This window comes from Ruegeria sp. A3M17, from assembly GCF_003318255.1.
Classification (GTDB): domain Bacteria; phylum Pseudomonadota; class Alphaproteobacteria; order Rhodobacterales; family Rhodobacteraceae; genus Ruegeria.
In genome coordinates, this window is sequence record NZ_QOCF01000035.1 from 62,785 (window position 1) to 87,989 (window position 25,205).

The 25,205-nt window shown below is 57.3% G+C and carries 27 protein-coding genes and 1 riboswitch; of the genes, 8 read left to right on the forward strand and 19 right to left on the reverse strand.

Annotated features, from left to right (window positions below; genetic code table 11):
- Positions 1 to 16 precede the first annotated feature (16 nt).
- From DS906_RS18820 to DS906_RS18845, 6 genes are all read left to right on the forward strand, one after another.
- Positions 17 to 1,183: an alpha-hydroxy acid oxidase gene (locus tag DS906_RS18820; RefSeq protein ID WP_113791610.1), complete on the forward strand. Its 1,167-nt coding sequence runs from the start codon at positions 17 to 19 to the stop codon at positions 1,181 to 1,183.
- Positions 1,184 to 1,450: 267 nt separating this feature from the next.
- Positions 1,451 to 2,107 carry a 50S ribosomal protein L25/general stress protein Ctc gene (locus DS906_RS18825; protein ID WP_113791611.1) on the forward strand — a complete coding sequence of 219 codons (657 nt, stop codon included), beginning with the start codon at positions 1,451 to 1,453 and terminating at the stop codon, positions 2,105 to 2,107.
- 257 nt (positions 2,108 to 2,364) lie between these two features.
- Positions 2,365 to 3,045, forward strand: coding sequence for an aminoacyl-tRNA hydrolase (gene pth, locus DS906_RS18830; RefSeq protein WP_113791612.1), 681 nt, complete (start codon positions 2,365 to 2,367; stop codon positions 3,043 to 3,045).
- An 82-nt stretch (positions 3,046 to 3,127) separates the two neighbouring features.
- On the forward strand, positions 3,128 to 4,291 hold the full coding sequence (locus DS906_RS18835; protein WP_113791613.1) for a serine hydrolase: 1,164 nt from the start codon (positions 3,128 to 3,130) through the stop codon (positions 4,289 to 4,291).
- A 9-nt stretch (positions 4,292 to 4,300) separates the two neighbouring features.
- Entirely contained in the window at positions 4,301 to 4,678 is a 378-nt protein-coding gene (locus DS906_RS18840; protein WP_113791614.1) for a DUF2237 family protein, read from the forward strand.
- An 85-nt stretch (positions 4,679 to 4,763) separates the two neighbouring features.
- The gene (locus DS906_RS18845) at positions 4,764 to 5,084 is read left to right on the forward strand and encodes an antibiotic biosynthesis monooxygenase (RefSeq protein WP_113791615.1); all 321 of its coding nucleotides are present in this window, start codon (positions 4,764 to 4,766) and stop codon (positions 5,082 to 5,084) included.
- Between the two features lie 53 nt (positions 5,085 to 5,137).
- Here DS906_RS18845 and DS906_RS18850 read toward each other — a convergent pair whose 3' ends face one another.
- From DS906_RS18850 to DS906_RS18885, 8 genes are all read right to left on the reverse strand, one after another.
- Positions 5,138 to 5,761: a bifunctional 2-polyprenyl-6-hydroxyphenol methylase/3-demethylubiquinol 3-O-methyltransferase UbiG gene (locus DS906_RS18850; RefSeq protein WP_113791850.1), complete on the reverse strand. Its 624-nt coding sequence runs from the start codon at positions 5,759 to 5,761 to the stop codon at positions 5,138 to 5,140.
- 48 nt (positions 5,762 to 5,809) lie between these two features.
- On the reverse strand, positions 5,810 to 7,057 hold the full coding sequence (gene trpB / locus DS906_RS18855; protein ID WP_113791616.1) for a tryptophan synthase subunit beta: 1,248 nt from the start codon (positions 7,055 to 7,057) through the stop codon (positions 5,810 to 5,812).
- A gap of 67 nt (positions 7,058 to 7,124) precedes the next feature.
- The gene (locus DS906_RS18860) at positions 7,125 to 7,460 is read right to left on the reverse strand and encodes a hypothetical protein (RefSeq protein WP_158541344.1); all 336 of its coding nucleotides are present in this window, start codon (positions 7,458 to 7,460) and stop codon (positions 7,125 to 7,127) included.
- Positions 7,461 to 7,506: 46 nt separating this feature from the next.
- Positions 7,507 to 8,148 (reverse strand): phosphoribosylanthranilate isomerase, encoded by a 642-nt coding sequence (locus tag DS906_RS18865; RefSeq protein WP_113791618.1) that lies wholly within the window; start codon positions 8,146 to 8,148, stop codon positions 7,507 to 7,509.
- Between the two features lie 9 nt (positions 8,149 to 8,157).
- On the reverse strand, positions 8,158 to 8,508 hold the full coding sequence (locus tag DS906_RS18870) for a lipopolysaccharide assembly protein LapA domain-containing protein (protein WP_199528610.1): 351 nt from the start codon (positions 8,506 to 8,508) through the stop codon (positions 8,158 to 8,160).
- Positions 8,509 to 8,515: 7 nt separating this feature from the next.
- Positions 8,516 to 8,800 carry an integration host factor subunit beta gene (gene ihfB, locus DS906_RS18875; protein WP_037310872.1) on the reverse strand — a complete coding sequence of 95 codons (285 nt, stop codon included), beginning with the start codon at positions 8,798 to 8,800 and terminating at the stop codon, positions 8,516 to 8,518.
- A 271-nt stretch (positions 8,801 to 9,071) separates the two neighbouring features.
- A complete protein-coding gene (rpsA, locus tag DS906_RS18880) occupies positions 9,072 to 10,748 on the reverse strand; it encodes a 30S ribosomal protein S1 (protein ID WP_113791620.1) in 1,677 nt (558 codons plus the stop codon).
- A 248-nt stretch (positions 10,749 to 10,996) separates the two neighbouring features.
- Entirely contained in the window at positions 10,997 to 11,272 is a 276-nt protein-coding gene (locus DS906_RS18885) for a DUF6525 family protein (protein ID WP_233494844.1), read from the reverse strand.
- 215 nt (positions 11,273 to 11,487) lie between these two features.
- Here DS906_RS18885 and DS906_RS18890 point away from each other — a divergent pair, with 215 nt between their 5' ends.
- A complete protein-coding gene (locus tag DS906_RS18890) occupies positions 11,488 to 12,963 on the forward strand; it encodes a sulfatase-like hydrolase/transferase (protein ID WP_113791852.1) in 1,476 nt (491 codons plus the stop codon).
- Between the two features lie 95 nt (positions 12,964 to 13,058).
- Here DS906_RS18890 and DS906_RS18895 read toward each other — a convergent pair whose 3' ends face one another.
- Together DS906_RS18895 and DS906_RS18900 are read right to left on the reverse strand one after the other, a co-directional pair.
- Positions 13,059 to 14,747 (reverse strand): tryptophan halogenase family protein, encoded by a 1,689-nt coding sequence (locus tag DS906_RS18895; protein ID WP_113791621.1) that lies wholly within the window; start codon positions 14,745 to 14,747, stop codon positions 13,059 to 13,061.
- A gap of 309 nt (positions 14,748 to 15,056) precedes the next feature.
- A complete protein-coding gene (locus tag DS906_RS18900) occupies positions 15,057 to 15,581 on the reverse strand; it encodes a hypothetical protein (RefSeq protein ID WP_113791622.1) in 525 nt (174 codons plus the stop codon).
- Between the two features lie 218 nt (positions 15,582 to 15,799).
- Between DS906_RS18900 and DS906_RS18905 the strand changes: the two genes are divergently transcribed.
- A complete protein-coding gene (locus tag DS906_RS18905; RefSeq protein ID WP_113791623.1) occupies positions 15,800 to 16,279 on the forward strand; it encodes a YHS domain-containing (seleno)protein in 480 nt (159 codons plus the stop codon).
- A 24-nt stretch (positions 16,280 to 16,303) separates the two neighbouring features.
- Here DS906_RS18905 and cmk read toward each other — a convergent pair whose 3' ends face one another.
- The 9 genes from cmk to DS906_RS18950 all read right to left on the reverse strand — a co-directional run bounded on the left by cmk (position 16,304) and on the right by DS906_RS18950 (position 25,177).
- Positions 16,304 to 16,930 (reverse strand): (d)CMP kinase, encoded by a 627-nt coding sequence (cmk, locus tag DS906_RS18910; protein WP_113791624.1) that lies wholly within the window; start codon positions 16,928 to 16,930, stop codon positions 16,304 to 16,306.
- Between the two features lie 5 nt (positions 16,931 to 16,935).
- The gene (gene aroA, locus DS906_RS18915; protein WP_113791625.1) at positions 16,936 to 18,288 is read right to left on the reverse strand and encodes a 3-phosphoshikimate 1-carboxyvinyltransferase; all 1,353 of its coding nucleotides are present in this window, start codon (positions 18,286 to 18,288) and stop codon (positions 16,936 to 16,938) included.
- Positions 18,289 to 18,356: 68 nt separating this feature from the next.
- Complete coding sequence (locus tag DS906_RS18920) at positions 18,357 to 19,058, reverse strand: tRNA (guanosine(46)-N(7))-methyltransferase TrmB (protein ID WP_113791626.1); 702 nt, start codon at positions 19,056 to 19,058, stop codon at positions 18,357 to 18,359.
- A 35-nt stretch (positions 19,059 to 19,093) separates the two neighbouring features.
- Positions 19,094 to 19,888 carry a sulfotransferase domain-containing protein gene (locus tag DS906_RS18925; RefSeq protein WP_108860958.1) on the reverse strand — a complete coding sequence of 265 codons (795 nt, stop codon included), beginning with the start codon at positions 19,886 to 19,888 and terminating at the stop codon, positions 19,094 to 19,096.
- 37 nt (positions 19,889 to 19,925) lie between these two features.
- Positions 19,926 to 21,107, reverse strand: a complete 1,182-nt coding sequence (gene metK, locus DS906_RS18930) for a methionine adenosyltransferase (protein ID WP_113791628.1) — start codon at positions 21,105 to 21,107, stop codon at positions 19,926 to 19,928.
- Between the two features lie 5 nt (positions 21,108 to 21,112).
- A riboswitch (SAM-SAH riboswitch) is annotated at positions 21,113 to 21,161 on the reverse strand.
- Positions 21,162 to 21,203: 42 nt separating this feature from the next.
- Positions 21,204 to 22,700, reverse strand: a complete 1,497-nt coding sequence (gene lnt, locus DS906_RS18935) for an apolipoprotein N-acyltransferase (RefSeq protein ID WP_113791629.1) — start codon at positions 22,698 to 22,700, stop codon at positions 21,204 to 21,206.
- Positions 22,697 to 23,584 (reverse strand): hemolysin family protein, encoded by an 888-nt coding sequence (locus DS906_RS18940; protein WP_113791630.1) that lies wholly within the window; start codon positions 23,582 to 23,584, stop codon positions 22,697 to 22,699. The genes lnt and DS906_RS18940 overlap by 4 nt, the downstream gene beginning before the upstream one ends.
- Before the next feature lie 36 nt (positions 23,585 to 23,620).
- The gene (gene ybeY, locus DS906_RS18945) at positions 23,621 to 24,115 is read right to left on the reverse strand and encodes an rRNA maturation RNase YbeY (RefSeq protein ID WP_113791631.1); all 495 of its coding nucleotides are present in this window, start codon (positions 24,113 to 24,115) and stop codon (positions 23,621 to 23,623) included.
- 39 nt (positions 24,116 to 24,154) lie between these two features.
- A complete protein-coding gene (locus tag DS906_RS18950; protein WP_108860953.1) occupies positions 24,155 to 25,177 on the reverse strand; it encodes a PhoH family protein in 1,023 nt (340 codons plus the stop codon).
- Between the last annotated feature and the right edge of the window lie 28 nt (positions 25,178 to 25,205).

Below are 25,205 nucleotides of genomic sequence, written 5' to 3' on the forward strand. Positions count from 1 at the left end.
GCGAAGGCCGAACCTCATGCCCGTCATTACCAATATCGACGATCTGAAACGTATCTACGAACGCCGCGTGCCGCGCATGTTTTTCGACTATGCCGAAAGTGGCAGCTGGACCGAACAGACCTTCCGCGACAACAGCTCGGATTTCGAAGATATCAGGCTGCGCCAGCGGGTCGCCGTGGACATGGACGGGCGCTCGACCGCATCGCAGATGATCGGGCAGGATGTTGCGATGCCGGTGGCTCTGGCCCCTGTTGGCCTGACAGGCATGCAGCACGCGGACGGTGAGATGAAGGCCGCAAAGGCTGCCGAGGAATTCGGCGTGCCCTTCACCCTGTCGACCATGTCGATCAACTCGATCGAGGATGTTGCAGGGCATACAAGCAAACCCTTTTGGTTTCAGCTTTATGCCATGAAGGATCAGGACTACGTCGGCCGCCTGATCCAGCGCGCCAAGGATGCCAAATGTTCCGCATTGGTGATCACCCTAGATCTGCAAATTCTGGGGCAGCGCCACAAAGACTTGAAAAATGGCTTGTCCGCGCCGCCGAAACTGACCGCCAAGACAATAGCAAACCTCATGACCAAATGGGCTTGGGGGATAGAAATGCTGGGCGCACATCGGCGCGAATTTGGCAATATCGTTGGCCATGCCGAGGGCGTCTCTGACGCCTCATCGCTGGGCGCGTGGACGGCCGAGCAATTCGACCCCAGCCTTGATTGGAAAAAGGTCGAAAAGCTGATGGAACAATGGGGCGGCAAGGTGATCCTGAAAGGCATTCTGGATGCCGAAGACGCCAGGATGGCAGCTAAACTGGGTGCCGATGCCATCGTTGTTTCAAACCACGGCGGGCGACAGTTGGATGGAGCGCTCAGTTCGATCCGCGTTTTGCCTGAAATCATGGACGCCGTTGGTGATGACGTCGAAGTCCATCTGGACAGCGGCATCCGATCCGGGCAGGACGTTCTCAAAGCGCTGGCACTTGGGGCCAAGGGTACTTACATCGGTCGCGCTTTTGTCTATGGGCTGGGTGCGATGGGCCAACAAGGTGTCTCGACTGCGCTGGATATTATCCACAAAGAGCTGGACACCACGATGGCCCTGTGTGGCGAGCGGGATGTGAGCAGTCTGGGTCGTCACAACCTACTGATCCCCGAAGGTTTCGGCGGCCGATGGCAAGCCTGATCTCGCAAAACCTTCCAGCAAACCATGTTAAAGGGGGCTCTGCCCCCACCGCAGCAAACTGCGATTCCCCCGGGATATTTTCTGCCAGATGAAGCAGGGGATCCGATCTTCATCTGGCCCCAAATATCCCGGAGCGCGAGGCAGAGCCTCGCAAAGTATGAAGACCCCTAAAAACCGCTTTCCAAACCTGACAAATCAAGCTAAGGACGCGGCTTCACGCGGGCATACAGCCTTGGAGGATGCCCGCCCTAACATTGGAGAATTATCATGGCTGGAGAGATTCCTGATCTCGTAGCTCTGGAACGGACGGGGACAGGCAAGGGCGCCGCTCGTCAGGCACGCCGCGACGGCATGGTTCCGGGCATCGTATTTGGTGGCGACAAAGAACCGCTGCCGATTCAGATCCCGTTCAACGAACTGTTCAAGCGCCTGAAGGCTGGCCGGTTCAAGTCGACCCTGTGGAACCTGAAGGTTGAAGGCCAGGAAGACGTTCGCGTCATCTGCCGCGACGTTCAGCGTGACGTCGTCAAAGACCTGCCGACTCACCTGGACCTGATGCGCCTGCGTCGGACCACCAAGATCGCCCTGTTCATCCCGGTTGAGTTCGTCAACGAGGAAGAAGCACCCGGCATCAAAAAGGGCGGCGTTCTGACGGTTGTCCGTCCGGAAGTCGAACTGCTGTGCACCGCAGGTGATATTCCTGAGAAGATCACAGTTGACGTCGCCGGCATGAACATCAACGACGTCGTCACTATTTCGTCGGTAGACCTGCCCGCAGGCACCAAACCGACCATCGACCGTGACTTCGTTATCGCGAACGTTTCCGCACCGACCGGTCTGGTGACGGATGATGACGAAGAGGGTGAAGAGGGCGAAGTGGCCGTAGACGAAGTTGAAGTCGTCGGTCAGGAAGCCGAAGAATAAGTTCAGGTTTCAGTATCTTGAATTTGAAACGGGGTTCCTTTGCGGCCCCGTTTTTTTTGTCGAATGCGGATCTTCGCACTAGCTTGCCGCCGGCTCCGACATTCGCTCAGGCGGGTTGAAATCACGGCCCATTCTGGCCAAGCGCGCCTCACCTGCTGCAGTTGGTGGCAGGCAATGGCAGACGAAGTCTCACTGGAATTCCTATCCAATTCGGGGCATGAGGAAGCAAGTCGTACAATGACGCGCGGAGCAGAACCATGAAACTATTTGTCGGACTGGGCAATCCGGGGCAGAAATATGCCCGGAACCGGCACAATATCGGCTTTATGGCACTGGACAGGATTTCCGACGATCACGGTTTCGGCCCGTGGAAATCAAAGTTTCAGGCAGAAATCGCCGAAGGGCGGTTGGGCTCGGAAAAGGTGCTGCTGATCAAGCCACAAACCTTCATGAACCGCTCGGGTCAATCCGTGGGTGAGGCGATGCGCTTTTATAAGCTGGACTCAACCGATGTGACCGTTTTTCACGACGAGTTGGATCTTGCACCCGGTACGGTGCGTGCGAAAGCAGGTGGAGGTCACGCCGGGCATAACGGTCTGCGGTCGATCCATGACCATATCAGCCCGGCCTATGATCGGGTTCGTCTGGGCATTGGGCATCCGGGCCGTAAGGAACTGGTCTCGCCTTATGTCCTGAGTGACTTTGCCAAGGCAGATTCGGATTGGCTTGAAGACGTCTTGCGAGGGGTTTCCGACGGTGCCGGTCATTTGGCAGATGGCGATGGTGGCAAATTCATGAACGCGGTTGCATTGCGCGCTGCGCCGCCACGGTCATCAAAAACCGCTGTGGCCACCTCGAAATCGGTCCCTGCAGCTGCGCCTGAACCCGAGGCGGATACCAGGTCAGCCATGCAAAAACTGATGGACAAGTTCAAGTAAGGCCAACGATGTTGCCGCTACGTCTCAATTGCGAACTGCGCCAGTCCGCGCTCCAATGCACACCAAAAGCTGGAGGTAACATATGCGAACCCTGATGAAATGGGTGCTGCGCATCGTTTTGATGTTGGTGCTGGCAGCAGTGGTTGTAGGCTATTGGAAGCGCGAAGAGATTCAGCGCCTGATGGCTGTGAACTCTTTGTTTTCCGAAGAAAAGATCGTTCACAACTTCTCTCACATGGATGACGCCTTCCTGACTGTCGACCTGCCAAGGGGGGAAGGTGCGACATTCGAACTGCCCTACGGCCCCGGTTTTGACCTGCCCGAGGGCACGGACAAATGGATCGAAGACCGGGCCGTCACCTCGCTGCTTGTCATGCAGGATGGGCAGATCAGGTTCGAAGAATACTATTTGGGGACCGCCCCCGAGGATCGCCGGATTTCCTGGTCGGTCGCAAAAAGCTATCTATCAGCCCTGTTCGGCATCCTGATGGCGGAAGGCGCCATCGAATCGCTGGACGATCCAGTGGTCAAATACGCCCCGAAACTGCAGGGGACGGCCTATGACGGCGCAACGATCCGCAATGTTCTGAACATGGCCAGCGGTGTGACATTCGACGAGGATTATCTGGACTACAATTCCGACATCAACCGAATGGGTCGCGTCGTCGCCCTGGGTGGAGAGCTGGATGACTTTGCTGCCTCGCTGAACGAAACGTTCGTCGAGCCCGGCGAGACATGGCAATATGTCTCGATCGACACCCACGTTATCGGCATGGTTGTTCGCGGCGCGACGGACCGGTCTGTGGCTGACTTGCTGACCGAAAAGATCATTGAACCCCTGGGCCTTGAACGCGACGGCTACTATGTCACCGACGGCGCTGGCGTGGCTTTCGTCTTGGGCGGGTTGAACTTCACCACTCGCGACTTTGCCCGGTTTGGACAGATGATCCTGCAAAACGGCGAGCACAACGGCCAGCAGATTGTACCCGCCGAATGGATCGCGGAATCTGTCTTTCCCAGCGCCCCGACCAAAGCCGGAAAGATCGGCTATGGCTACCAGTGGTGGATCCCCGTCGGCGCACATGAAGGAGAGTTTCTGGCCCGTGGCGTTTATGGTCAGTACATCTATTTCGACCAACCGCGCGGTGTTGTTATCGTTTCAACCGGAGCTGATCGCAGTTTCCGTGACGATGGCGTCAACGAAACAAACATAGAAATGTTCCGCACGATCGCCCAAAATCTGTAAGGTGTGCCCATGCAAAAACTGGACAGCATAAACGTTCTGGGGGGCGTCCTTGCCCCCTGCTCCCGCGATCCACAAACCGGGTTTTTTCGGGACGGGGCCTGTAACACCTGCGCCGAAGATCAGGGCAGTCACACGGTCTGCGCGGTCATGACGGCCGAGTTTCTGGCCTATTCCAAGTATGTCGGCAATGACCTGAGCACACCGCGCCCCGAGTTCGATTTCCCCGGTCTCAAGCCCGGTGACAACTGGTGTCTGTGTGCCGGGCGGTTCTTGCAGACCCATGACGAAGGCTGCGCGCCCAAGGTTGATCTGGAGGCCACGCATCAGCAGGCGCTGGACATCGTCCCTATTGGGATCTTACGCGAAAACGCCGTGAAACCCGATTGACCTCAGGGGCAAAAAGACATCAAAGAAACCCGCCAGCCGACACTTTGTTTAGCAAGCGCGAAACCGTCAAAAAACGAGGTAGGCTATGAGCTTTATCGCCATGAACCGCTTCAAAGTCCGTTTGGGCAGCGAAGCTGAATTCGAAACCGTATGGAAAGACCGCGAAAGCCGGTTGAAGGAACTGCAAGGATTTCAGGAGTTCCGCCTGCTGAAAGGCCCCGAGGGCGAAGGGTATCGGCTGTATTCCAGTCATGTGATCTGGGACAATCGCAGCGATTTCGAGGCCTGGACCAAATCCCAACAATTCCGGGATGCGCACAAAAACGCTGGCAACGGCAAGACGCAGTCGGCTCTTATGGGACCACCTCAGTTCGAGGGGTTCGAAACGGTTCTGCACCAGAACTGATCAGGCTATGTCGCCAACACCGGATTGATTTCTACACAGCGCGCGCCAGATTTCTACACAGCGCGCGCCAGATAGCCGCGCGATGTGCGCGAGGGCGGACCAGTTGGAAAACTGTGCTCCGCCTCCAGCAGCCACCCCGCATCTTTTAGCATCTTGGCCACCTGTTGCGGTCTGTAGGACCGGTGGCGCCATTGCAGCCAGACAATCGCGTTGCACCAGTGTGGTTTGCTGACGACCAGCCACAGCTTTGCCGCCTGCGCGGCCCGTTTCCGTATGTGTCGCAAGGCGTCGGTAGCGTCATCGCAATGTTCAAGGACATGGGCGGCCAGAATGCAATCAAACCGCTCGGTTGACTGAAAATCCTCCAACCGAGATTGCGACGTTTGTGAAGTGACACCCCTTGTCGCCAATGCATGCCTGGCCTGATTCAGCATTTTCCCGGACGGCTCGAGCAGAGTGACCCGACCTTCTGGTTGAATGACCGCACGCGCCTCGGCAAAAGCGCCTGTCCCGCAGCCTACATCCAACCCGTTCCGGCCTAATTCATCTGCTGAACCGATAGACAGAAACCCCAGATAGGCGTCAAAATAGCCCAACAGACGCATCTTATCCGCCCAGCCGGGGGCTGCGGCATCGTACTTTTGATCGAGTCTTTCGGAACTGGACGCGTCTTGCATGCCATGCAGCGTGACATGAAACACCCGGGGCGCAAAGCCCCGGGCGCGTTATCCGGCCGGACGGCCTTCGGTGTCGGACATGTCAAAGTTCAGGTATTTGGCGACCGTCTGAACGTCCTTGTCGCCGCGACCGCACATGTTCATGCAGATCAGGTGATCCTTGGGCAGTTCAGGAGCGATCTTCATGACATGCGCCAAAGCATGGCTGGGCTCGAGCGCAGGGATGATACCTTCGGTTGCACAGCACAGCTGGAACGCTTCTAGCGCCTCTTTGTCGGTGATCGAGACATAGTTCGCGCGACCGATGTCATTCAGCCAAGAATGCTCGGGGCCAATACCAGGGTAATCCAGGCCGGCGGAAATCGAATAGCCTTCGAGGATCTGGCCGTCATCATCCTGCAGCAGGTAGGTGCGGTTACCGTGCAGCACACCCGGACGACCACCGGTCAGCGAGGCACAATGCTCCATCTTTTCGTTCACGCCCTTGCCGCCAGCCTCGACGCCAATGATATTTACGCTCTTGTCATCGAGGAACGGATAAAACAGCCCCATTGCGTTCGATCCGCCACCGATGGCGGCGATAAGCGTGTCGGGCAAACGGCCTTCGGCCTTTTGCATCTGTTCCTTGGCTTCCTTCCCGATGATCGATTGAAAATCACGCACCATCGCCGGATACGGGTGCGGGCCCGCCACGGTGCCGATGCAATAGAACGTATCACGCACATTGGTCACCCAGTCGCGCAGCGCGTCGTTCATCGCGTCCTTCAGCGTGCCACGGCCCGAGGTCACCGGAATCACTTCGGCACCCAGCAAACGCATACGGAACACGTTGGGCGCCTGACGCTGTACATCGTGCGCGCCCATGTAAACGATGCATTTCAGGCCGAATTTGGCGCAGACGGTAGCTGTCGCCACGCCGTGCTGCCCTGCTCCAGTTTCAGCGATGATCCGCGTCTTGCCCATACGCCGCGCCAGAATGATCTGGCCCAACACGTTGTTGATCTTATGCGCGCCGGTGTGGTTCAGCTCATCTCGTTTCAGATAGATTTTCGCACCACCCAGATGTTCGGTCAGGCGCTCTGCGTAATACAGCGGCGAGGGGCGACCCACATAGTTCGCCCAAAGATCGTCCATCTCGGCCCAGAAGGTCGGATCATCCTTGGCCTTCTCATATTCCTCTTCAAGTGACAGGATCAGCGGCATCAGCGTTTCGCTGACAAACCGCCCGCCGAAGATGCCAAAACGGCCCTGTTCATCAGGACCGGACATGAAGGAATTGAAAAGATCGTTGGCCATGGGTGTCTCCCTCGTCGTACCCGTTGTTCATAGGAGGTAGCGGATGGTTTTGCCATGGCAAAACGTATCATTTCGCGGGTCGATAGCGATGCTTCCATATCCGCAGGGCCTGCTCTTCGGTCGGCACCGCGATGCATGAGAAATGGTGGAACTCATGCGTAACGGACAACCGGTCCGGCGCCGCAAGAACGCGCCTGTGTGGTCCCGAATGGGCAAATGTCAGCATGGCCTCGGCGTCTTGCCAAACACTGAGTGAAAAGTAGAGCCCACCGTGAGGGAACATCTGCGCATGCTCGCATAATGGATCCCCTCGCGCCTGCTTCAACGCTTGCCCGGCCCGCCAAAAGAACTCTGGCGCGTTGTACCAATGTTGCAGGGAAACCCCACCAATCGCTGCAATCATCTTTGTTCCTCCCCAGCATTTTATACGGGGGAGGTCAGCGATCAGATCAATGAGCGGCGGATACGAATTCAGAAATCTTAATGGTATCTTTAACTCCCGGCGCGCTTTCGACACCCGAAGACACATCGACCTGTTTTGCGCCGGTCATGCGGATCGCCTCGGCAACGTTGTCCGGCGTCAGCCCTCCGGCCAGCATCCATGGCTTTTGCCAGTATTTCCGGCCGGCCAACAGCCGCCAATCAAAGGCCAACCCATTGCCGCCCGGCAATTCGGATGTACGCGGAGGTTTCGCGTCGATCAGCAACTGATCTGCAACCTCGGAATACAGGTCAATTGCGCTCAGATCTTCGGCCTCGGCGATGCCGATTGCTTTCATCACCGGCAAGCCAAACCTGTCGCGAACCTCAGAAACCCGCTGCGGCGTTTCCTTGCCGTGCAGTTGCAACATGTCCAAGGGCACGCTTGCGACGACGCGGTCCAGTTCCTCGTCCGTCGCATTTACGGTCAGAGCAACCTTGGCCACGCCTGCAGGTACCAGTTGTGCCAGAGACGCGGCTGCATCAATGGCCAGATGCCGTGGCGATTTTGAGAAGAAAACAAACCCAACATACCGCGCGCCAGCATCAGCCGCAGCGCGCACGTGATCAGGTGCGGTCAGCCCGCAGATTTTGACAGCTACGTTCGTCATAAAGGTGCCTTAGCTGGCTTCGTCCAGCAGAGCCAGAACGTCGTCCTTGCCCTCGTTCTGCTTTTTCTTGAGCTTTTTGACCTCACGCTCAAGCTTGCGCAATTCGCCTGTTTTGGTCGAGGCATCGCGGCGGTGTTTGTGCTCGCGCAGCCATTCCCACAGGAACCCGATGATCAACCCGGCTACAACGCCGCCCAGCACCACGACAAACAATGGCATTGACGTTGAGAAATTAAGCCCCAGCAACTCGGCCAGGGCATCCGGCATCAGTTTCAGTTCGACCATCTGGCGATTGGCCAGCGAGATCGACACAAGAACGATCCCGAGGATCGCCAGGAAAGCATATCGAAGGTAACGCATCATGGTGTCAGGCTTTACCGTTCAATCGGTCCCTTAGCAACTTGCCAGTTTTGAAGAATGGAACACATTTTTCTTCGACCTGCACAGTCTCACCCGTACGAGGATTGCGGCCGACGCGCGCATCCCGTTGTTTGACCGAGAACGCGCCGAAGCCGCGCAGTTCGACACGGTCGCCACGCGCCATGGCATCTGTCACTTCTTCGAACACGGTATTCACAATCCGCTCGACATCACGCTGATAGAGATGCGGGTTTTCGTCGGCGATTTTCTGAATCAGTTCTGAACGGATCATGAGTGTTACCCTCCCAGGCGACCGGTTAACCATGTCTATACTTCTGGACAGTATAGGAAAAAACCGTGATCGGGGGAATGTAAACTCTGTGTGCAAAGCATTCATTTTACAGCAAAGTCGTGCGATTTTTTGCTTGTTCGCGCAATTTCCGCTCCTATAGCGTGAACGACTGCCAGAATAAGCTCAAAAATCGGAACATATTGATTCGCAACAAAAACGGCCCCGCGCGTCTGCACGGGGCCGCAAATTCGGCTGGAATTCCAGCCTGAACTTAGTCGCCGGATTTCAGCGCTGCACCCAGGATGTCGCCCAGCGATGCGCCCGAGTCGGAAGAACCGTACTGTTCCACGGCCTCTTTCTCTTCGGCGATCTCACGTGCCTTGATCGACAGACCCAGACGACGAGTCTTGCTGTCGACATTGGTGACGCGGACGTCAATCTTGTCGTTGACCGAGAAACGCTCGGGGCGTTGCTCTGCGCGGTCGCGCGACAGGTCGGAACGACGGATGAAAGACTTCATGCCTTCATACTCGACCTCGATGCCGCCATCTTCGATCGCGGTGACTTCGACAGTGATGATCGAACCACGCTTCACGCCGCCCACGGCTTCGGCGAACTTGTCACCGCCAAGGGCTTTGATCGACAGCGAGATACGCTCTTTCTCGACATCCACTTCCGAAACGACAGCCTGTACCACGTCGTTCTTGTGGTAGTTCTGGATGGCCTCTTCGCCACGTTCGTCCCACGAAAGGTCGGACAGGTGAACCATGCCGTCGATGTCGCCTTCGAGGCCAATGAACAGACCGAATTCGGTGATGTTCTTGACTTCGCCTTCGACTTCGGTGCCCTCGGGGTGTGTTTCTGCAAACACTTCCCACGGGTTGCGCATGGTCTGCTTCAGGCCCAGAGACACACGACGCTTGGCGCCGTCGATTTCCAGAACCATGACGTCGACTTCCTGGCTGGTCGAAACGATCTTGCCGGGGTGGACGTTTTTCTTGGTCCAGGACATCTCGGACACGTGCACCAGACCTTCGACACCGGCTTCCAGCTCGACGAACGCGCCGTAGTCGGTGATGTTGGTGACGCGACCCTGATGAACCGAGCTCAGCGGATATTTGGCAGCAACCAGATCCCACGGATCTTCCTGCAGCTGCTTCATGCCAAGGCTGATGCGGTGGGTCTCTTTGTTGATCTTGATGACCTGAACGTTGATGGTTTCACCGATCGTCAGGATCTCGGACGGGTGGTTCACACGGCGCCATGCCATGTCGGTGACGTGCAGCAGGCCGTCAACGCCGCCCAGGTCAACAAACGCACCGTATTCGGTGATGTTCTTGACCACGCCTTCGACGGTTTGACCTTCGGTCAGGTTGCCAATGACTTCGGCACGCTGTTCGGCACGCGATTCTTCCAGGATAGCGCGACGCGAAACAACGATGTTGCCGCGGCGGCGGTCCATTTTCAGAATCTGGAACGGCTGCTTCAGGCCCATCAGCGGGCCAGCGTCGCGTACTGGGCGGACGTCAACCTGCGAGCCGGGCAGGAACGCAACTGCGCCACCCAGATCGACGGTGAAGCCACCTTTGACGCGGCCAAAGATTGCACCTTCGACGCGCTGGTCGTCGGCATATGCTTTTTCCAGACGGTCCCATGCCTCTTCACGGCGGGCCATCTCGCGCGAGATGACGGCTTCGCCACGGGCGTTCTCTGCGGCGCGCAGGTAAACTTCTACCTCGTCACCAACAGCGATTTCAGGGGCTTCGCCGGGATTCGCGAATTCTTTCAGATCAACGCGGCCTTCCATTTTGTAGCCAACGTCGATGATGGCTTGGCCGGCTTCGATCGCCAGTACCTTGCCTTTGACAACAGAACCCTCTTCGGGCGTGTCCATTTCGAAGCTTTCGTTCAGGAGGGCTTCGAATTCCTCCATGGTTGTATCAGCCATCTGGCAGTGTTTTCCTTTACATACGTTTTTACTGGCCGAGCGGTTGTCTCCGCCGGTCTTGTTTCCTGATGTCATCGGACGTGATCCGGTGCGCCCCTGAGCAAACAAACACAAAGGGCCGAGGTGACCCGGCCCTGCTCAGTAACGTCATCCGGACGTTGACCGCCCTTGTGTTGACAGCGCGCGTATATGCGGAATTCCCGCCATGTGCAAGAGGAAAGCCTTGATATACAGGGCATCGACCGCCGTCACACCCGCCGCTCCATGTCCCAAACGCGCCCGTCCCGTTGCAGCATGGATTGCTCAATCGCATTCAAACGCGAATAGGCATCATTGGGATCATTCGCTCCGCCTACCTTATGCCAAATGCGCAGCGCCGAGGCCGGACTCCACGGCAGACAAGCCGAGGCAAGCCACCATCGCAATTCGGCAGGCAACGCATCATAGGCCTGCATTGGCGATCCCGTCCGCCGGCGGCGTTTGATCCGGCTGCGCAGGTTTCGGTTCTTTCGGCGGTCAGTCATTGTGCGCTCCTTTCATCGGCGCGCACGAACCTAGGCTTTCAGGTGTCAGTGGATATCGCCATGCTCGCTCGATCATTTTGATATGTTATTACATTATCAGTATCGATATGCAACCGCTCTCGTTGGGCGCATTTCCCGATTCCTGCGAAGAATGTCGTGTTTCGAACAGCAAAGTCTGCGCCAATTGCGAAGCTTTGAAAAAGTCGGAGGATCTCATGCGTCAAGACCTGAACTTTCTCGTCATCATTTCAGACGAACACCGCAAAGACGCGATGGGATGCGCTGGCCACCCGATTGTCAAAACGCCCAATCTGGATGCACTGGCCGCGCGTGGCACGATGTTTCAGTCCGCCTACACACCCTCACCCATGTGCGTTCCCACACGGGCGGCGCTTGCGACCGGAGACTGGGTTCACACAACAGGAAACTGGGACAGCGCAACCCCCTATGACGGGCACCCGCGCAGCTGGATGCGGCAGGTGCGTGACGCAGGGCGCGAAGTCGTCTCTATTGGAAAATTGCATTTCAGGTCCAACGAAGACGACAATGGCTTCTCGGAGGAAATCCTGCCGATGCACGTGGTCGGAGGTGTCGGCTGGGCCGTTGGGCTTTTGCGCGAAAACCCACCAGACTATGATTCGGCATCCGAGCTGGCGGGCGATGTGGGCGTCGGGCCCAGCACCTATACCGATTACGATCTGGACATTACTGCCGCAGCCGAGGCCTGGCTGGCCGATCCCACGCGCCAGGACAAACCCTGGGCAGCATTTGTGTCGCTGGTCAGCCCACACTATCCCCTGACTTGTCCCAAGGAATGGTACGACCTTTACGATCCAGCTCATATGGATTTGCCGGTCGGGTATGGCAAAGGGCTGCCGGATCATGAAGAGCTGCGCAACATCGCCGCGTTCTTTAACTACGACGACTATTTCAACGAACAGAAAATGCGCGCAGCCAAGGCGGCTTATTATGGCCTGACCTCTTTGATGGATGATTGCGTGGGGCGGATCCTGCAAGCCTTGTTCGACAGTGGTCAGGCCGAAAATACGGTCGTGATCTATGTATCCGACCACGGTGACATGATGGGGGATCAGGGGTTTTGGACCAAACAGGTGATGTATGAGGCCAGCGCAGGCATTCCGATGATCGCGGCGGGTCCGGGTATCCCGTCAGGGCGACGTGTCACCACATGTACCAATCTGACAGATATCGCTTCCACCGCCCGGAACGTCTGTGGCGTCGAAGACGACGACGGCAACGCTGGTCAGCCCGGCTTGTCTCTGATCGGGTTGGCCAATGCGCCGGACGACCCCGACCGAACCGGTTTCAGCGAATACCACGATGGTGGGTCAAGAACCGGCAGTTTCATGGTGCGATGGGGCGAATGGAAATACGTCTACTATGTCGGTCAGCCCCCACAATTGTTCGACCTGTCAACCGATCCGCAAGAACAGACCAACCGCGCGCTGGATCGGGTAAATGATCCGCAGGTTCAGACCGCGCTGGTCGAAGGGGAACGCCGTCTGCGCGAAATCTGCGACCCCGAAAAGGTCAACGCCCGCGCCTTTGCCGACCAGCGCCAGAAAATCGAAGACCTGGGCGGAGAAGAAGCCTGCCGCACGGCCTTTGTCTTCAATCACACGCCCACCCCGTCCGAGCAGGAAAAGCTACGTGAAGGCCCCGCGCTTTAGCGCAGGCATTTTGCATTTCTCCAGTGGGTCCTTGGCCCGCGCAGCACAGTTTAACGCTGCCATCACCGCAAAACTGCGCGGAGCGTTCGGAACGTCTAAAACAGTTGCAGATCTTTCCGACCACTTTGGATTTCGGCAAGATTCGGCATGTTCTGGATCGCCACAGGTGCAAGTTGTTCACCCGGCATCGCGACGGTCGGTTGCATCGCTGCCGCCTTACCGAAGGCTGGGGGTTGCTCCAGCTCTCCTCGGATATCGCGCAGCAGTGTTTTGTGATCCGGCATCGCCTTGAGGATCTGAGCAAGATCCACTTTCGCGCCCTTCCACCACTGGAACCAGATCGGTTTCTTCAACGGTCGCAGACGATCACGAATGCCGGTTCCATAGCCGGTATCATAGACCTGCTTACCCAAAAGAACCGCCTGATAAACGCGGAAGTTAAACAGCGTCGCGAATTCGATATCGTGTTCCATGGGCAGGCGATGTTGCCACAATTCCAGGTTTTCGGCCAAACGATCCGGTATCTTCATCTCTGTGCGTGCGTCGATCCAATATTGGTCGTCCGTGCGGTTGCCCAATCGGTAATGCAGACAGATGAAATCCAGAACCTCGTCATAGAGATTGTTCATTTGCCGATTGTACCTTGCCCGCAGCGATGGCTCGATGTCGCGCGTGGGCAAGTGTTCTGCGAACCAGCGCACTGCATGATCAACCATATGGATTGCGGTACTTTCCAACGGTTCAATGAACCCGCCGGACAAACCGATTGCCAGACAGTTCTTGACCCACGCATTGCGCGCACGCCCGATGCGCATCGGGATCACGCGCGGTGTCAAACCCTTGCCACTGTCGCCCAACCATTCGAGATATTCTTCTGCCGCCTGATCATCCGTGCGATGCGCCGATGAATACACATAGCCCGTGCCCACACGGTTGTAGAGCGGCACCCGCCATGTCCAACCGGCGCCCAGCGCGGTAGACCGGGTGACGCTTTCGATTTTCTCTGGGTCGGGATGTTCGATCTGCAATGCCATGGCGCGGTCGTTGGGCAGGTATTCCGAGTAATCCATAAACGGCTCACCCAGAGCCTTGTTGATGATCAACCCGCGGAACCCGGTGCAATCTATGACCATCTCGATGTCGTGGCGGCCCTTACGCTCTAACATCAGATGGCTGACATTGCCCTGTTCATCCAGCTCAACCGCCTGCACCTCGTCCTGAATATGCTCGACGCCGCGCTTGGTGCAGACCTTGGAGAGCATGCCTGCAAATTTCACGGCGTCCAGATGATAGGCATAGCCGAACCGCTGTTCGAACTCGGGCTGACCCAGCGGTCGCCCCCCTTTGCACAGGCGGGCCAGATCGTCATGCGGCGAGATGGATTGCGTAAAGTCCCGATCGCCATTGCCAAAGCGCAAGAAGTATTCGGCGGCTTCCAATCCTTCCAACAACTGACCGTGGGCAAAAGGGTTCACATAATCGATGCGATTGCCCTTTGCGTCCTTGTTCCAATTGCAGAACTTCACGCCCAGCTTGAACGACGCATTTGTCTCGCGGAAAAAATCCCGCTCGGAAATGCCCGCTTGGCGCAGCGTGACCGGCATGCGCGGCACCGTGGCCTCACCGACGCCAACGGTGGCGATATTGGGGCTTTCGATCAGGCAGAGGCGCGGACGATCCTTGGGGGCCGAGGTGCGTGAAAACACCATGTCCAAGATCAGCGCGGTCATCCAACCCGCCGTGCCGCCACCTACGATGGTGATTTTACGCAAACGATTATTCATATTGTTCTGTCCCTGTTGGCTTGAGGGATTTATTGGCTGCTTCCCCTTTTTGTTTTTGAGGATTGTATGGCAGCCTTCCCTTCTGGCATGGGCAAAGCATAGCAGGTTTCCTGCATCCAGCTAGGGTCTTGGAGGCTCTGAACTGAATGCATGTTCCTGCTTTGGGCAAAGCGTCGCACGGTCACCCGCCCCCCTGGCCCAGGGCAGCACACATAGCCGCAAAGCGTTCAAGGCAGCCCGGGCCGCCGATGCACCGCAGCTTCTGCGAGGCAACTTGAAATCAGAGCAAACGCAATCCCCGGGCGCGTGTCAGATTTCCTCGCCTTTTTTCAGAAGTTCTTTGATCAGATCGCGCTGTAGATCCTGACTGTCGCCCCCTCCGAATTCCGCCGCGCCACCGGTGTACAAGGTGCCATAGGTCTTGGCGATGTTCACTGTCTGGGCCAGCCCCGAGATCAGCTGGTTCTTGTCCAGCCGCGATAGCGGATGGATGTACGCAGCCCACAAGATATCATTCGCGAGCGCGTAACGCGCGTCCAACGTACTGTCAAAATTCGCCTGCATCATGCGTTCAAGGTCCGCAGGCGACAAGTCTTCGGCGCTGCCGATCGCGACCATGGCCCGCATCCGGTCTGCATTGATATCCGTAACGACCAGCACTGTTACGTCCCCAACTTTCAGCTCGAACCCCGGTCCAAACGGTTTCGCGTCAGGATCGAGCGCAAAGATGATCTTTCCCAACCGCTCATACGTCATTGGGGGTTCCGGCTCAGGCGTCTCTTGAGCCAATGCACCACCGGCAAGGAAAATCATCAATAAGGCTAGTCGGATCATGGCATCGCTCCTGCAGGCTATAGGTCGACAATAGGGTCGAGGCGAAGACCTGACCAAACAAAGCTTGGTGAACAGTATTTCGAAGGCACCCACAGCTTTGAACGATCTGCAAGATACTCGGGGCTTTCTGCGATAGCTCGTTCAGAACCGAGTTCCTAGCTTTGGTTCAGCGGCTGGCAGACCTGCTGGCCGGATACTGAACCGGAAAGGAAACACAAATGAAGTCTCTCGTTCTTACCACCCTGATCGCCACATTGCCCCTGATCGCAGCCCCGGCCTTTGCTGCGGATGAGATCAACGTATCAAATGGTATTTCTGCTGCCGGTGCGCCGCTTGCCGCACATGGGGTCGATCTTGTAGCCCTCGTCAACGACGGCAACCCGGTCGATGGCTTTGCCACCCATTCTGCCACTTTTGACGGCGCATCTTACTATTTCACCAGCGCCGCCAACCGCGAAGCGTTCGAGGCCAATCCGGCGGGGTACCTGCCACAGCATGGTGGGTTCTGTTCGTTCGGCGTTTCTGTCGGTAAAAAATTCGACGGTGACCCGGATCAATACCTGGTAGCAGACGGTAAGCTGCATCTGTTCCTGAACGCAGAAACCCGCGCGGCTTTCCTGAAGGATGTCTCTGCCACATCCAAAACCGCTGACGATCAGTGGTCAAATATCAAAAGCATCGCGGTCGGAGAGCTGTAATCTGACAACCAAAGGCCCGCGAAATTACGATTTTGCGGGCCTTGCCTTCTTGATGATCTCAATGGCTTTTTCCAACGCGGCTTGGATGCTCAGGTCTGACGTGTCTAGCAAGACCGCGTCTTCTGCCGGTTTCATCGGCGCGGTGCTGCGTTCTGTATCCCGCGCGTCGCGTTCTTTTACATCCGACAGCACCTGTTCACGCGTGACATCGCCGCCTTTCGCGTTCAGTTCAAGATAACGACGCTCAGCCCGAACTTCGGGGCTGGCGGTGACGAAAAGTTTCACCTCGGCCTCGGGACAAATCACTGTACCGATGTCGCGACCATCTAACACAGCCCCCCCGCTCCGACGTGCGAAAGCGCGCTGGAAATCGACCAACGCGGCCCGAACCTCGGGGATCACGGCAACTTTTGAGGCTGCTTGTGCAATTTCGGCCGTGCGCAAATCGCCCTGCTCCAACTCTTCAGCGGTCAGGGCTTGTGCAGCCGCAATCGGTTCCAGTCCCTGCAAAGTCCGCCTGCCGACCGCGCGGTACAAAAGCCCGGTGTCCAGATGCGCGAAGCCAAACCGGGCCGCGACCGCTTTTGAAATCGTGCCCTTGCCTGCCGCCGCAGGCCCGTCAATGGCGATTGTGAACTGAGAATTCGACATCAAACCTACCGATTATTACGCTGCAGTTTTGCACCCAACGTCGCCATCAAAGGTTCAAAAATCGGGAACGAGGTGGCGATCGGGCCCGCATCGTCGACGGTTACACCTTTTTTGGCGCCCATCCCCAAAATCATGAACGACATGGCGATCCGGTGGTCAAGAAAGCTCTCGCACGTGCCGCCGCCAGGGACGTTGCCGATGCCCAGCCCCTCAACCGACCACCATTCATCACCTTCTTCGACGGTTACACCGTTGGCGCGCAGGCCCCGGGCCATTGCGTCGATCCGGTCACTTTCTTTCACGCGCAGCTCTTTTACACCGCCCATCATCGTGACGCCGGCGGCATTTGCCGCAACGACTGACAGCACAGGGTATTCATCGATCATCGAGGCTGCGCGTTCCGGTGGAACATCGATCCCCTTCATATTCGGCGAATATTTCGCGCGCAGATCGGCTACGGGTTCACCGCCCTCTTCGCGCTCATTCTCGTATGTCAGATCTGCGCCCATCTCGCGCAGCGTGGTGAACAACCCTGCCCGGGTGGGGTTCAGGCCGATGCCCGGCACCAGAACGTCCGACCCCGGCGTGAGCAGCGCCGCGCAGACCGGAAAGGCCGCGCTGGACGGATCGCGCGGAACGGCAATGACCTGCGGTTTCAACTCGGGGCGACCGGTCAGAGTGATAACCCGGCCCTCATCAGTGTCCTCAACTGTGATTTCCGCGCCAAAGCCCGCTAGCATCCGTTCAGAATGGTCGCGTGTGGCTTCTTTCTCGATCACCACAGTTTTGCCGGGGGCATTGAGACCAGCCAGCAGCACCGCAGATTTTACCTGGGCGGAAGGCACGGGTACCTCGTATCGCACCGGAGTGGAGTCAGCCGCACCAACGATGGTCATCGGCAAGCGCCCTCCTGAACGGCCCACCGATTGCGTTCCGAACAAAGCCAGCGGATCTGTGACCCGCGCCATGGGGCGTTTATTCAGGCTAGCATCGCCCGTAAAGGTCGCCGAAATCGGACAGGTCGCCATCGCGCCCATAATCAAACGAACTCCGGTGCCCGAGTTGCCGCAATCAATCACCTGATCGGGTTCGGCAAAGCCACCGACACCTACACCATGCACAGTCCATTCGCCGCCGCCATGGTCAGTGACCTCGGCCCCGAAGGCGCGCATGGCCTTGGCGGTGTCCAGAACGTCTTCGCCTTCCAACAGGCCCGAGATCCGGGTCTCGCCCACGGCCATCGCACCCAGGATCAGCGACCGGTGCGAGATTGACTTGTCACCGGGCACCTCTGCCGTTCCAGTCAGCGGGCCGCAGGGGTGCGAGGTCATCGGGATGGGCGTGCCGTGTCCGGACATGGGGGCTCCTGTTTTCGCTATCAGTTCAAGGCGGATTAGCGAATTGGGGCCGGTTGGTCCAGCCGCAATCAGTCTTTGCGGCGGAAGGTCAGGTAATGTGGCGTACGGCCTTCACGCAGGGCTTTCTGTTCATAGCGGGTGGAAATCCAGTCATCCCACGGCTCGCGCCAGTTGGCAGGGCGCTCGGCCAGCCATTCGAACCCGGCGCGGGGCACTTCTTCCAACGTCTGGCGCACATAGTCAGGAATGTCCGTAGCAACGCGGAAAATAGACCCCGGCTTCAGGGCGCGGGCCAATGGCTCCAGATGTTCCTGCGTCACAAAACGGCGCCGGTGGTGCCGCGTTTTGGGCCATGGGTCGGGATACAGCAGGAAGGCGCGTGAGATGCTGGCCTCAGGCAGAACATCGAACAGATCGCGCACATCGCCCGGATGCACCGCCAAATTTTCGACCCCGGCCTGACGAATCTTACCCAACAGCATCGCGACGCCGTTGATATACGGTTCGGCCCCAATAATGCCGATATCGGGGCTGCTGGCAGCCTGGTGCACAAGATGCTCACCCCCACCAAAGCCGACCTCAAGCCAGACGTCCCTGCCTCCGAACAGAGCTTTCAGATCCAGCGGATGGCGTTCGGGATTGGTTTCCCAATCCACCGCACCCGGTGACAGTGCATCAAGGTCTTCGTTCAGATACGTCTTTTGGCTGGGCTTCAGGGTTTTTCCCTTGAAGCGGCCATAGAAGTTTCTGCGCGGGCGATCGGGTATCATGAGCTGTTTTCCAAACTTGGCAGAGCGCACACCCCTTACGACAACGCGTATCCAAAGCCAATCAGTTGATCGCCTGCTCGATCTTCAAAACGTTTTGCATCATCAACGCTCATTTCATCCTGAAACGAACCCACTTTCCCGCGACGGAAGAACTGCTTGTCTTTTGGCCAATCTTTGTTCTCCAAGCCATGTTTTTTCTCTTTGTCCTTGAGAACCGAAAAAGTCGTCTGAGCCGCAATTTCCGAAGCGCGCGTAGCGGTTGCGTCAGCACCGATGAAGTCAGCTATTCGCGCAATTTGATTTTCGGCATCATCAAGCAGATCTTCATACCGCAGCAACATTTTTTCGGCGTTGAACTTATTGTCGTTCCAAGCTGCTGCGTGGCCCCACCACGTAGAGTAAACGTCACTGTTTTCATCCATCAATTCGTTCAGCGTACCTTTGAACCCCAGTGCCTTTCTGAAATGATAATATGACACCATCGCGTCGCGCCCGTCGCGAACAAGATGAATAACCTTTCTGAAATTTGGCTGAGGCAGATTGTGGGATTTCACAATCATCTGTTCGGAGTACCGCCTGACGAATCGAGACCTGTGAACATCCGGAACCAGATCTTGTACAATTTTGTCCGACGCGATCGAAGTGTCGACACCGTAGTAAAGGTTTGCGACTATAAACTGGCACCAGCTGTTGCCCGATTTGGGCCATCCGACGAAGGCGACATCAATCGGCTGAACAGCCTCAGCACTACATCTGCGAAAGCCGTCCTCAGCGAGGATGGCTTCCACTTGTTTGTCTTTCCAGTTCTTGACTAGGCGTTTAAGGCCCATCGGTGCCTCCAACTGCCTCTGGGATAACGGTCGTATCTTAAACCGTTGATTGCAACGCGTCGACCAGATTCGTCCGCTCCCAGCTAAAGCCACCGTCGGCTTCGGGTTCACGCCCGAAGTGACCATAGGCCGCCGTGCGCTGATAGATAGGCTTGTTCATCTGCAGGTGCTGCCGGATGCCGCGCGGGGTCAGATCCATGACCTGACCAACAGCCTTTTCGATTTCTGCGTCCGGGATTTCACCAGTGCCGTGAGTGTCGGCATAGATCGACAGTGGCTTGGACACACCAATCGCATAGCTCAGCTGGATCGTGCAGCGTTCTGCCATTCCGGCGGCCACAACGTTCTTGGCAAGATAACGCGCAGCATACGCAGCCGAGCGGTCTACCTTTGTCGGATCCTTGCCCGAGAACGCGCCACCGCCGTGCGGGGCTGCGCCACCATAGGTGTCTACGATGATCTTGCGCCCAGTCAGACCTGCGTCACCATCCGGGCCACCGATCACGAATTTGCCCGTGGGGTTCACGTGCCACTCAGTTTCGTTGCTCAACCACCCTTCGGGCAGTGATTCACGAATGTAAGGTTCGACAATCGCGCGGATGTCGGCCGAGCTCAGCGCTTCGTCCAGGTGTTGTGTCGACAACACGATCGAGCTGACACCGACTGGCTTTCCGTCACGGTAAACGACCGACAACTGCGATTTTGCGTCAGGACCCAGCGCGGGTTCGCTGCCATTCTTGCGCACTTCGGCAAGGCGGCGCAGGATCGCGTGTGAATACTGGATCGGTGCCGGCATCAGCGCAGGCGTTTCCGTGGTCGCATAACCGAACATGATGCCCTGGTCACCCGCACCTTCATCCTTGTCTGCAGCTGCATCCACGCCTTGAGCGATATGCGCGGACTGTTCGTGCAGCAGGTTCGTCACCTCGACGGTTTCGTGGTGGAACTTGTCCTGCTCGTATCCGATGTCTTTGATACAGGCGCGCGCAATCTCGTCGATGCGGCCCATGTAATCGTGCAGCTTTTCCTGATCAGACAGACCTACTTCGCCACCGATGACGACCCTGTCGGTCGTAGCAAAGGTTTCGCACGCCACGCGCGCTTCGGGTTCTTCATTCAGAAATGCGTCAAGCACGGCATCAGAAATCCGGTCACAAACCTTATCCGGGTGCCCTTCGGAAACGGATTCCGAAGTAAATGTGTAGTTCTGTCGGGACATGAAAGTGCTCCATTAAGGTTTTCCCATCACGCCAGGAAGCCGTTGTGATGAGCATGCAAGGGGATACGCACCATGAAACACAGCGTCAATCCGAAATTACGGTAGTTGCCTTCTGGCGTTGCGCGAAAGCAGCGCAAAAAGCGCCAGCAACACAATCAAGACCGGTGCGTCACCTATTCGTGAATACACAGTCGAGGACAGCGCCTTAGGCAATGTCGCATCGACAAAACCGGCCTGCCCCAACGGCAATGCCTCCGTAACCCGGCCCAGCGGGTCAATCATCGCTGAAACTCCGGTATTGGCCGACCGCATCATCGGCAACCCCTGCTCGATGGCGCGCATCTGAGCTTGTGCCAGGTGCTGATACGGTCCGGATCGGGTGCCGAACCACGCGTCGTTGGTGATCTGCAAAAGAATATCGGCGCGACCCGGTGCAGACAAGACGTCCTGAGTAAAGACTGCCTCATAGCAAATAAGTGGCAGGGCTTTCCCCAGCTTGCCAGCGTCCATCAGCGAAGCACCCGGTCCGGCACTAAAGCCATTGCCAGTAGTGGCAGCCATTCCGTAAACTCCGAACTGGGCCAAGATGTCGCCAAAAGGCACATATTCCCCAAAGGGCGCCAGGTGATGCTTGTCATAAAGCCCCTGCTGCCGGCCATCTTCATCCAGATAGATCATCGAATTGTAAATGCGCGGGCCGTCCCCTCTCTGAATTCCCAGAAATACGGGCGTCCCCTGCGCGGCATCGGCGATTGCAGTCAGATAAGGCTGCGCACTGCCCAGCCATGCAGGAACCGAGGTTTCCGGCCAGACAATCAGATCGGGTCGCGGGGCCGCCGCTGTGAACTCTAGTTGACGGGCAAAAAACAACGGAGCGTAGTCCGGATCCCATTTCTGATGCTGGGGCGCATTTGGTTGAATGAGGCGAACAACATTGTCAGTGTCCGTAACAGCCGGGCGCGACGCGGCATAAATCAATGTGAAACACGCGGCTCCAACGGTCAGGCCTAACGGCACCACGTAGCCGTTGCGCTGCGACAGCGCGGCCCCAAACGGCAAAGTCGCTAGCAAAGTCACCGCGCCCAGCCCATATGGCCCGAACAGAGACAAAAGCTGCGCGACCTGTGTGTCCACCCAGACCTGCGCCAGTCCCGCCCAGGGAAACCCCGTCAGGACATACCCTCGGGCAAATTCCAGCAGCGAGATTGAAATCGCCAGAAACACGGCCTGTGATACGCGATTGCCGTCAGGGCGTCGCACCAGCCAAAAAGCAAGCGCCCAAAACAGCGCGAGGCCGCCTGCCATGAATGTCAGGGCAAAAGGCGCCATCCATCCGTGACGCTGGACATCAACAAGGAACGGCTCGACAATCCAACTGAGCGCATGCGCAAAATACCCAGTCGCAAAGGCCCAGCCCAACCACGCCGCCCTCGCCCGCGTCTCAGTCGTAAGAAACAGAGGCGACAGCAGGACCAATGCGATCACTGTTGCCGGCCAAATACCGAACGGAGCAAGCCCAAAAGCCGCGACCGCGCCCAGCAGAGCTGCGGATATTAACCGCAACCAAAACGGCCAGCCCTGCGCAGGGTTCATTCAACGCGATCCGGCAACATGACACGCAGACGCTTGATCCGGCGCGGGTCGGCGTCGATCACCTCGAACTCGGGACCTTCGGGATGCAACACGACCTCGCCCCGTGCTGGGACGCGACCTGACAGCATGAAGACCAATCCACCCAACGTGTCGATCTCTTCCTCGTCTACGTCTTCGTGACTTGTCAGAGATCGCCCGATCTCAGCCTCGAACTCTTCCAACGGAACGCGGGCTTGCACGACATAGTAGCCGGGCTTTTCCTGTATCCAAAGCTGGCCTTCGTCGGCATCGTGCTCATCTGCAATCTCACCGACCACCTGTTCGATCAGATCCTCGATCGACACCAGACCATCAACACCGCCGTATTCGTCAATCACCAGCGCCATATGGCGGCGTTCGGTCTGCATCTTCGTCAACAACACGCCAATCGGCATCGATGGCGGCACAAACAGCAAAGTGCGCAGCATCGAGACCAGATCAAACTCTGAACCCGTGCCATTAAATCCGTGCGTAAGCGCAAAATCCTTCAGGTGTACAAACCCCAAAGGCGTATCAAGCGTTCCCTCGTAGACGGGAATACGGGACAGGCCGCTGTCGCGGAAAACCTGGGCCAGCTCATCCTTGCTGATTGTCGAGGGCACGGACACGATTTCCGCGGTGGGGATAGCCACATCTTCGACCCGCATTCGTCGCAGGTTGATCATGCCGCGAGGCTGAACCATGTCGACCTCATGTCCATTGGTCGCGCTGACCTCTTCGTCGCTCTGCGGCGAGAACGCGTCCACTATTCGAGAAAAGAAGCCAGCATTTTTGCTGGCATGTTCACCGCTGTCCTTCGGTTGCGCGCTCTGCGCCGCCATAGAACTGCCGTCTGTATCGCCCATAATCCTGTTCCAAATGATCGGCCAATGCGGCCACTATTACATACTATATGGGTCATCTATACCCATTTTGCCAAGTATCTCGACCTCGACCCCTTCCATCAAAGTGGCGTCGGGGTCACGGATGTGGTCATAGCCCAGCAAGTGCAACACTCCGTGAATGATCAGATGCGTGACGTGATCGTCCATAGTTTTGCTGGCGTCGGCTGCTTCGCGTGCGCAGGTGTCGAAAGAGATCGCAATGTCGCCCAGCGCGATTTCGCCCGTGAAGTCTGGCGTCGGACGGGCAGGTCTCTGCCCCGCTTCATCAGCGGCCAGATCTTCGGCTGGCCAACTCAGCACATTGGTCGGAGTGGGCTTTTCCCTAAATTCCGCGTTCAGGTCAGCAATTCGCGCATCATCGCAGGCCAGCAAGCTGACTTCGCACAGCTCGGCGTCCATATCGCAAAAGTCCAAAACAGCCATTAACGCGCGCGCGGCCAACGGTTCAAGCTGTTGCCAGCGCGCATCTTCGATCGTCACTTCCAGGTTCATCTCACCGTGTCCAAAGCCCTGTGGCCGCAATCGGGACGACTATGCTTTCTCGCGGCCCGAGTCGGCCTCATACGCTTCGATAATGGCGGCCACAAGCGGGTGGCGCACAACATCCTTGGACGTGAAGTAGTTGAAGCTGATGTTTGGTATCGTATTCAACAAACGCTCGGCATCGGCCAGCCCTGACTGAACACCGCGCGGCAGGTCAACCTGAGAGCGGTCACCGGTGATCACCATTCGGCTTCCTTCACCCAGACGCGTCAGGAACATTTTCATCTGCATCGTCGTGGCGTTTTGAGCCTCATCCAGCACAACAAACGCATTCGCCAGCGTGCGCCCCCGCATGAAGGCCAACGGCGCAATTTCGATTCGCTTTTCTTCGATCAGCTTGGCCAGTTGTTTGCCCGGCAGAAAGTCATTCAAAGCGTCGTACAGCGGTTGCATGTAAGGATCGACCTTGTCCTTCATGTCACCGGGCAGATAGCCCAGCTTTTCACCGGCTTCGACTGCAGGGCGGCTGAGAATGATCCGATCTACATGGCCGCCGATAAACATCGACACGCCAGCGGCGACGGCAAGGTAGGTCTTACCTGTACCCGCGGGGCCAATTCCGAAGGCCAGCTCATTGTTGAACAAGGACTGGACGTATGCCTTTTGCGCATCCGTGCGCGGCTCGACCAGTTTTTTGCGCGTCTTGATTTCGACCGTACCGCCTCTGAACATCTCGAGCTGGTCACCGTCGCGGCTGCCGGTTCCCGTCTCTGAGCCACCCATACGCAGCTCGCGGTCCACATCGGCCGCTTCGACGTCACGTCCGCCTTCCAAGCGCGTGTATAGCGCCTGCAAAACCTCGATGGCCTGCTTCTGGGCGTCTTCGTCACCCATCACGGCCAGCTGATTCCCGCGGCGCACGATCTGAACTGAGAGCTTTTGCTCAATATCTGTCAGATTGCGGTCATATTCCCCGCACAGGTCAATTAATAATCGGTTGTCTGGAAACTCAACAAACGCTTCGCGCTGAGGCATTTCATCTTGCGGTGGGTTTAGGGCACCGATGGCCAATCCGCTCTCCTGTCTTGGCGTTTCACCT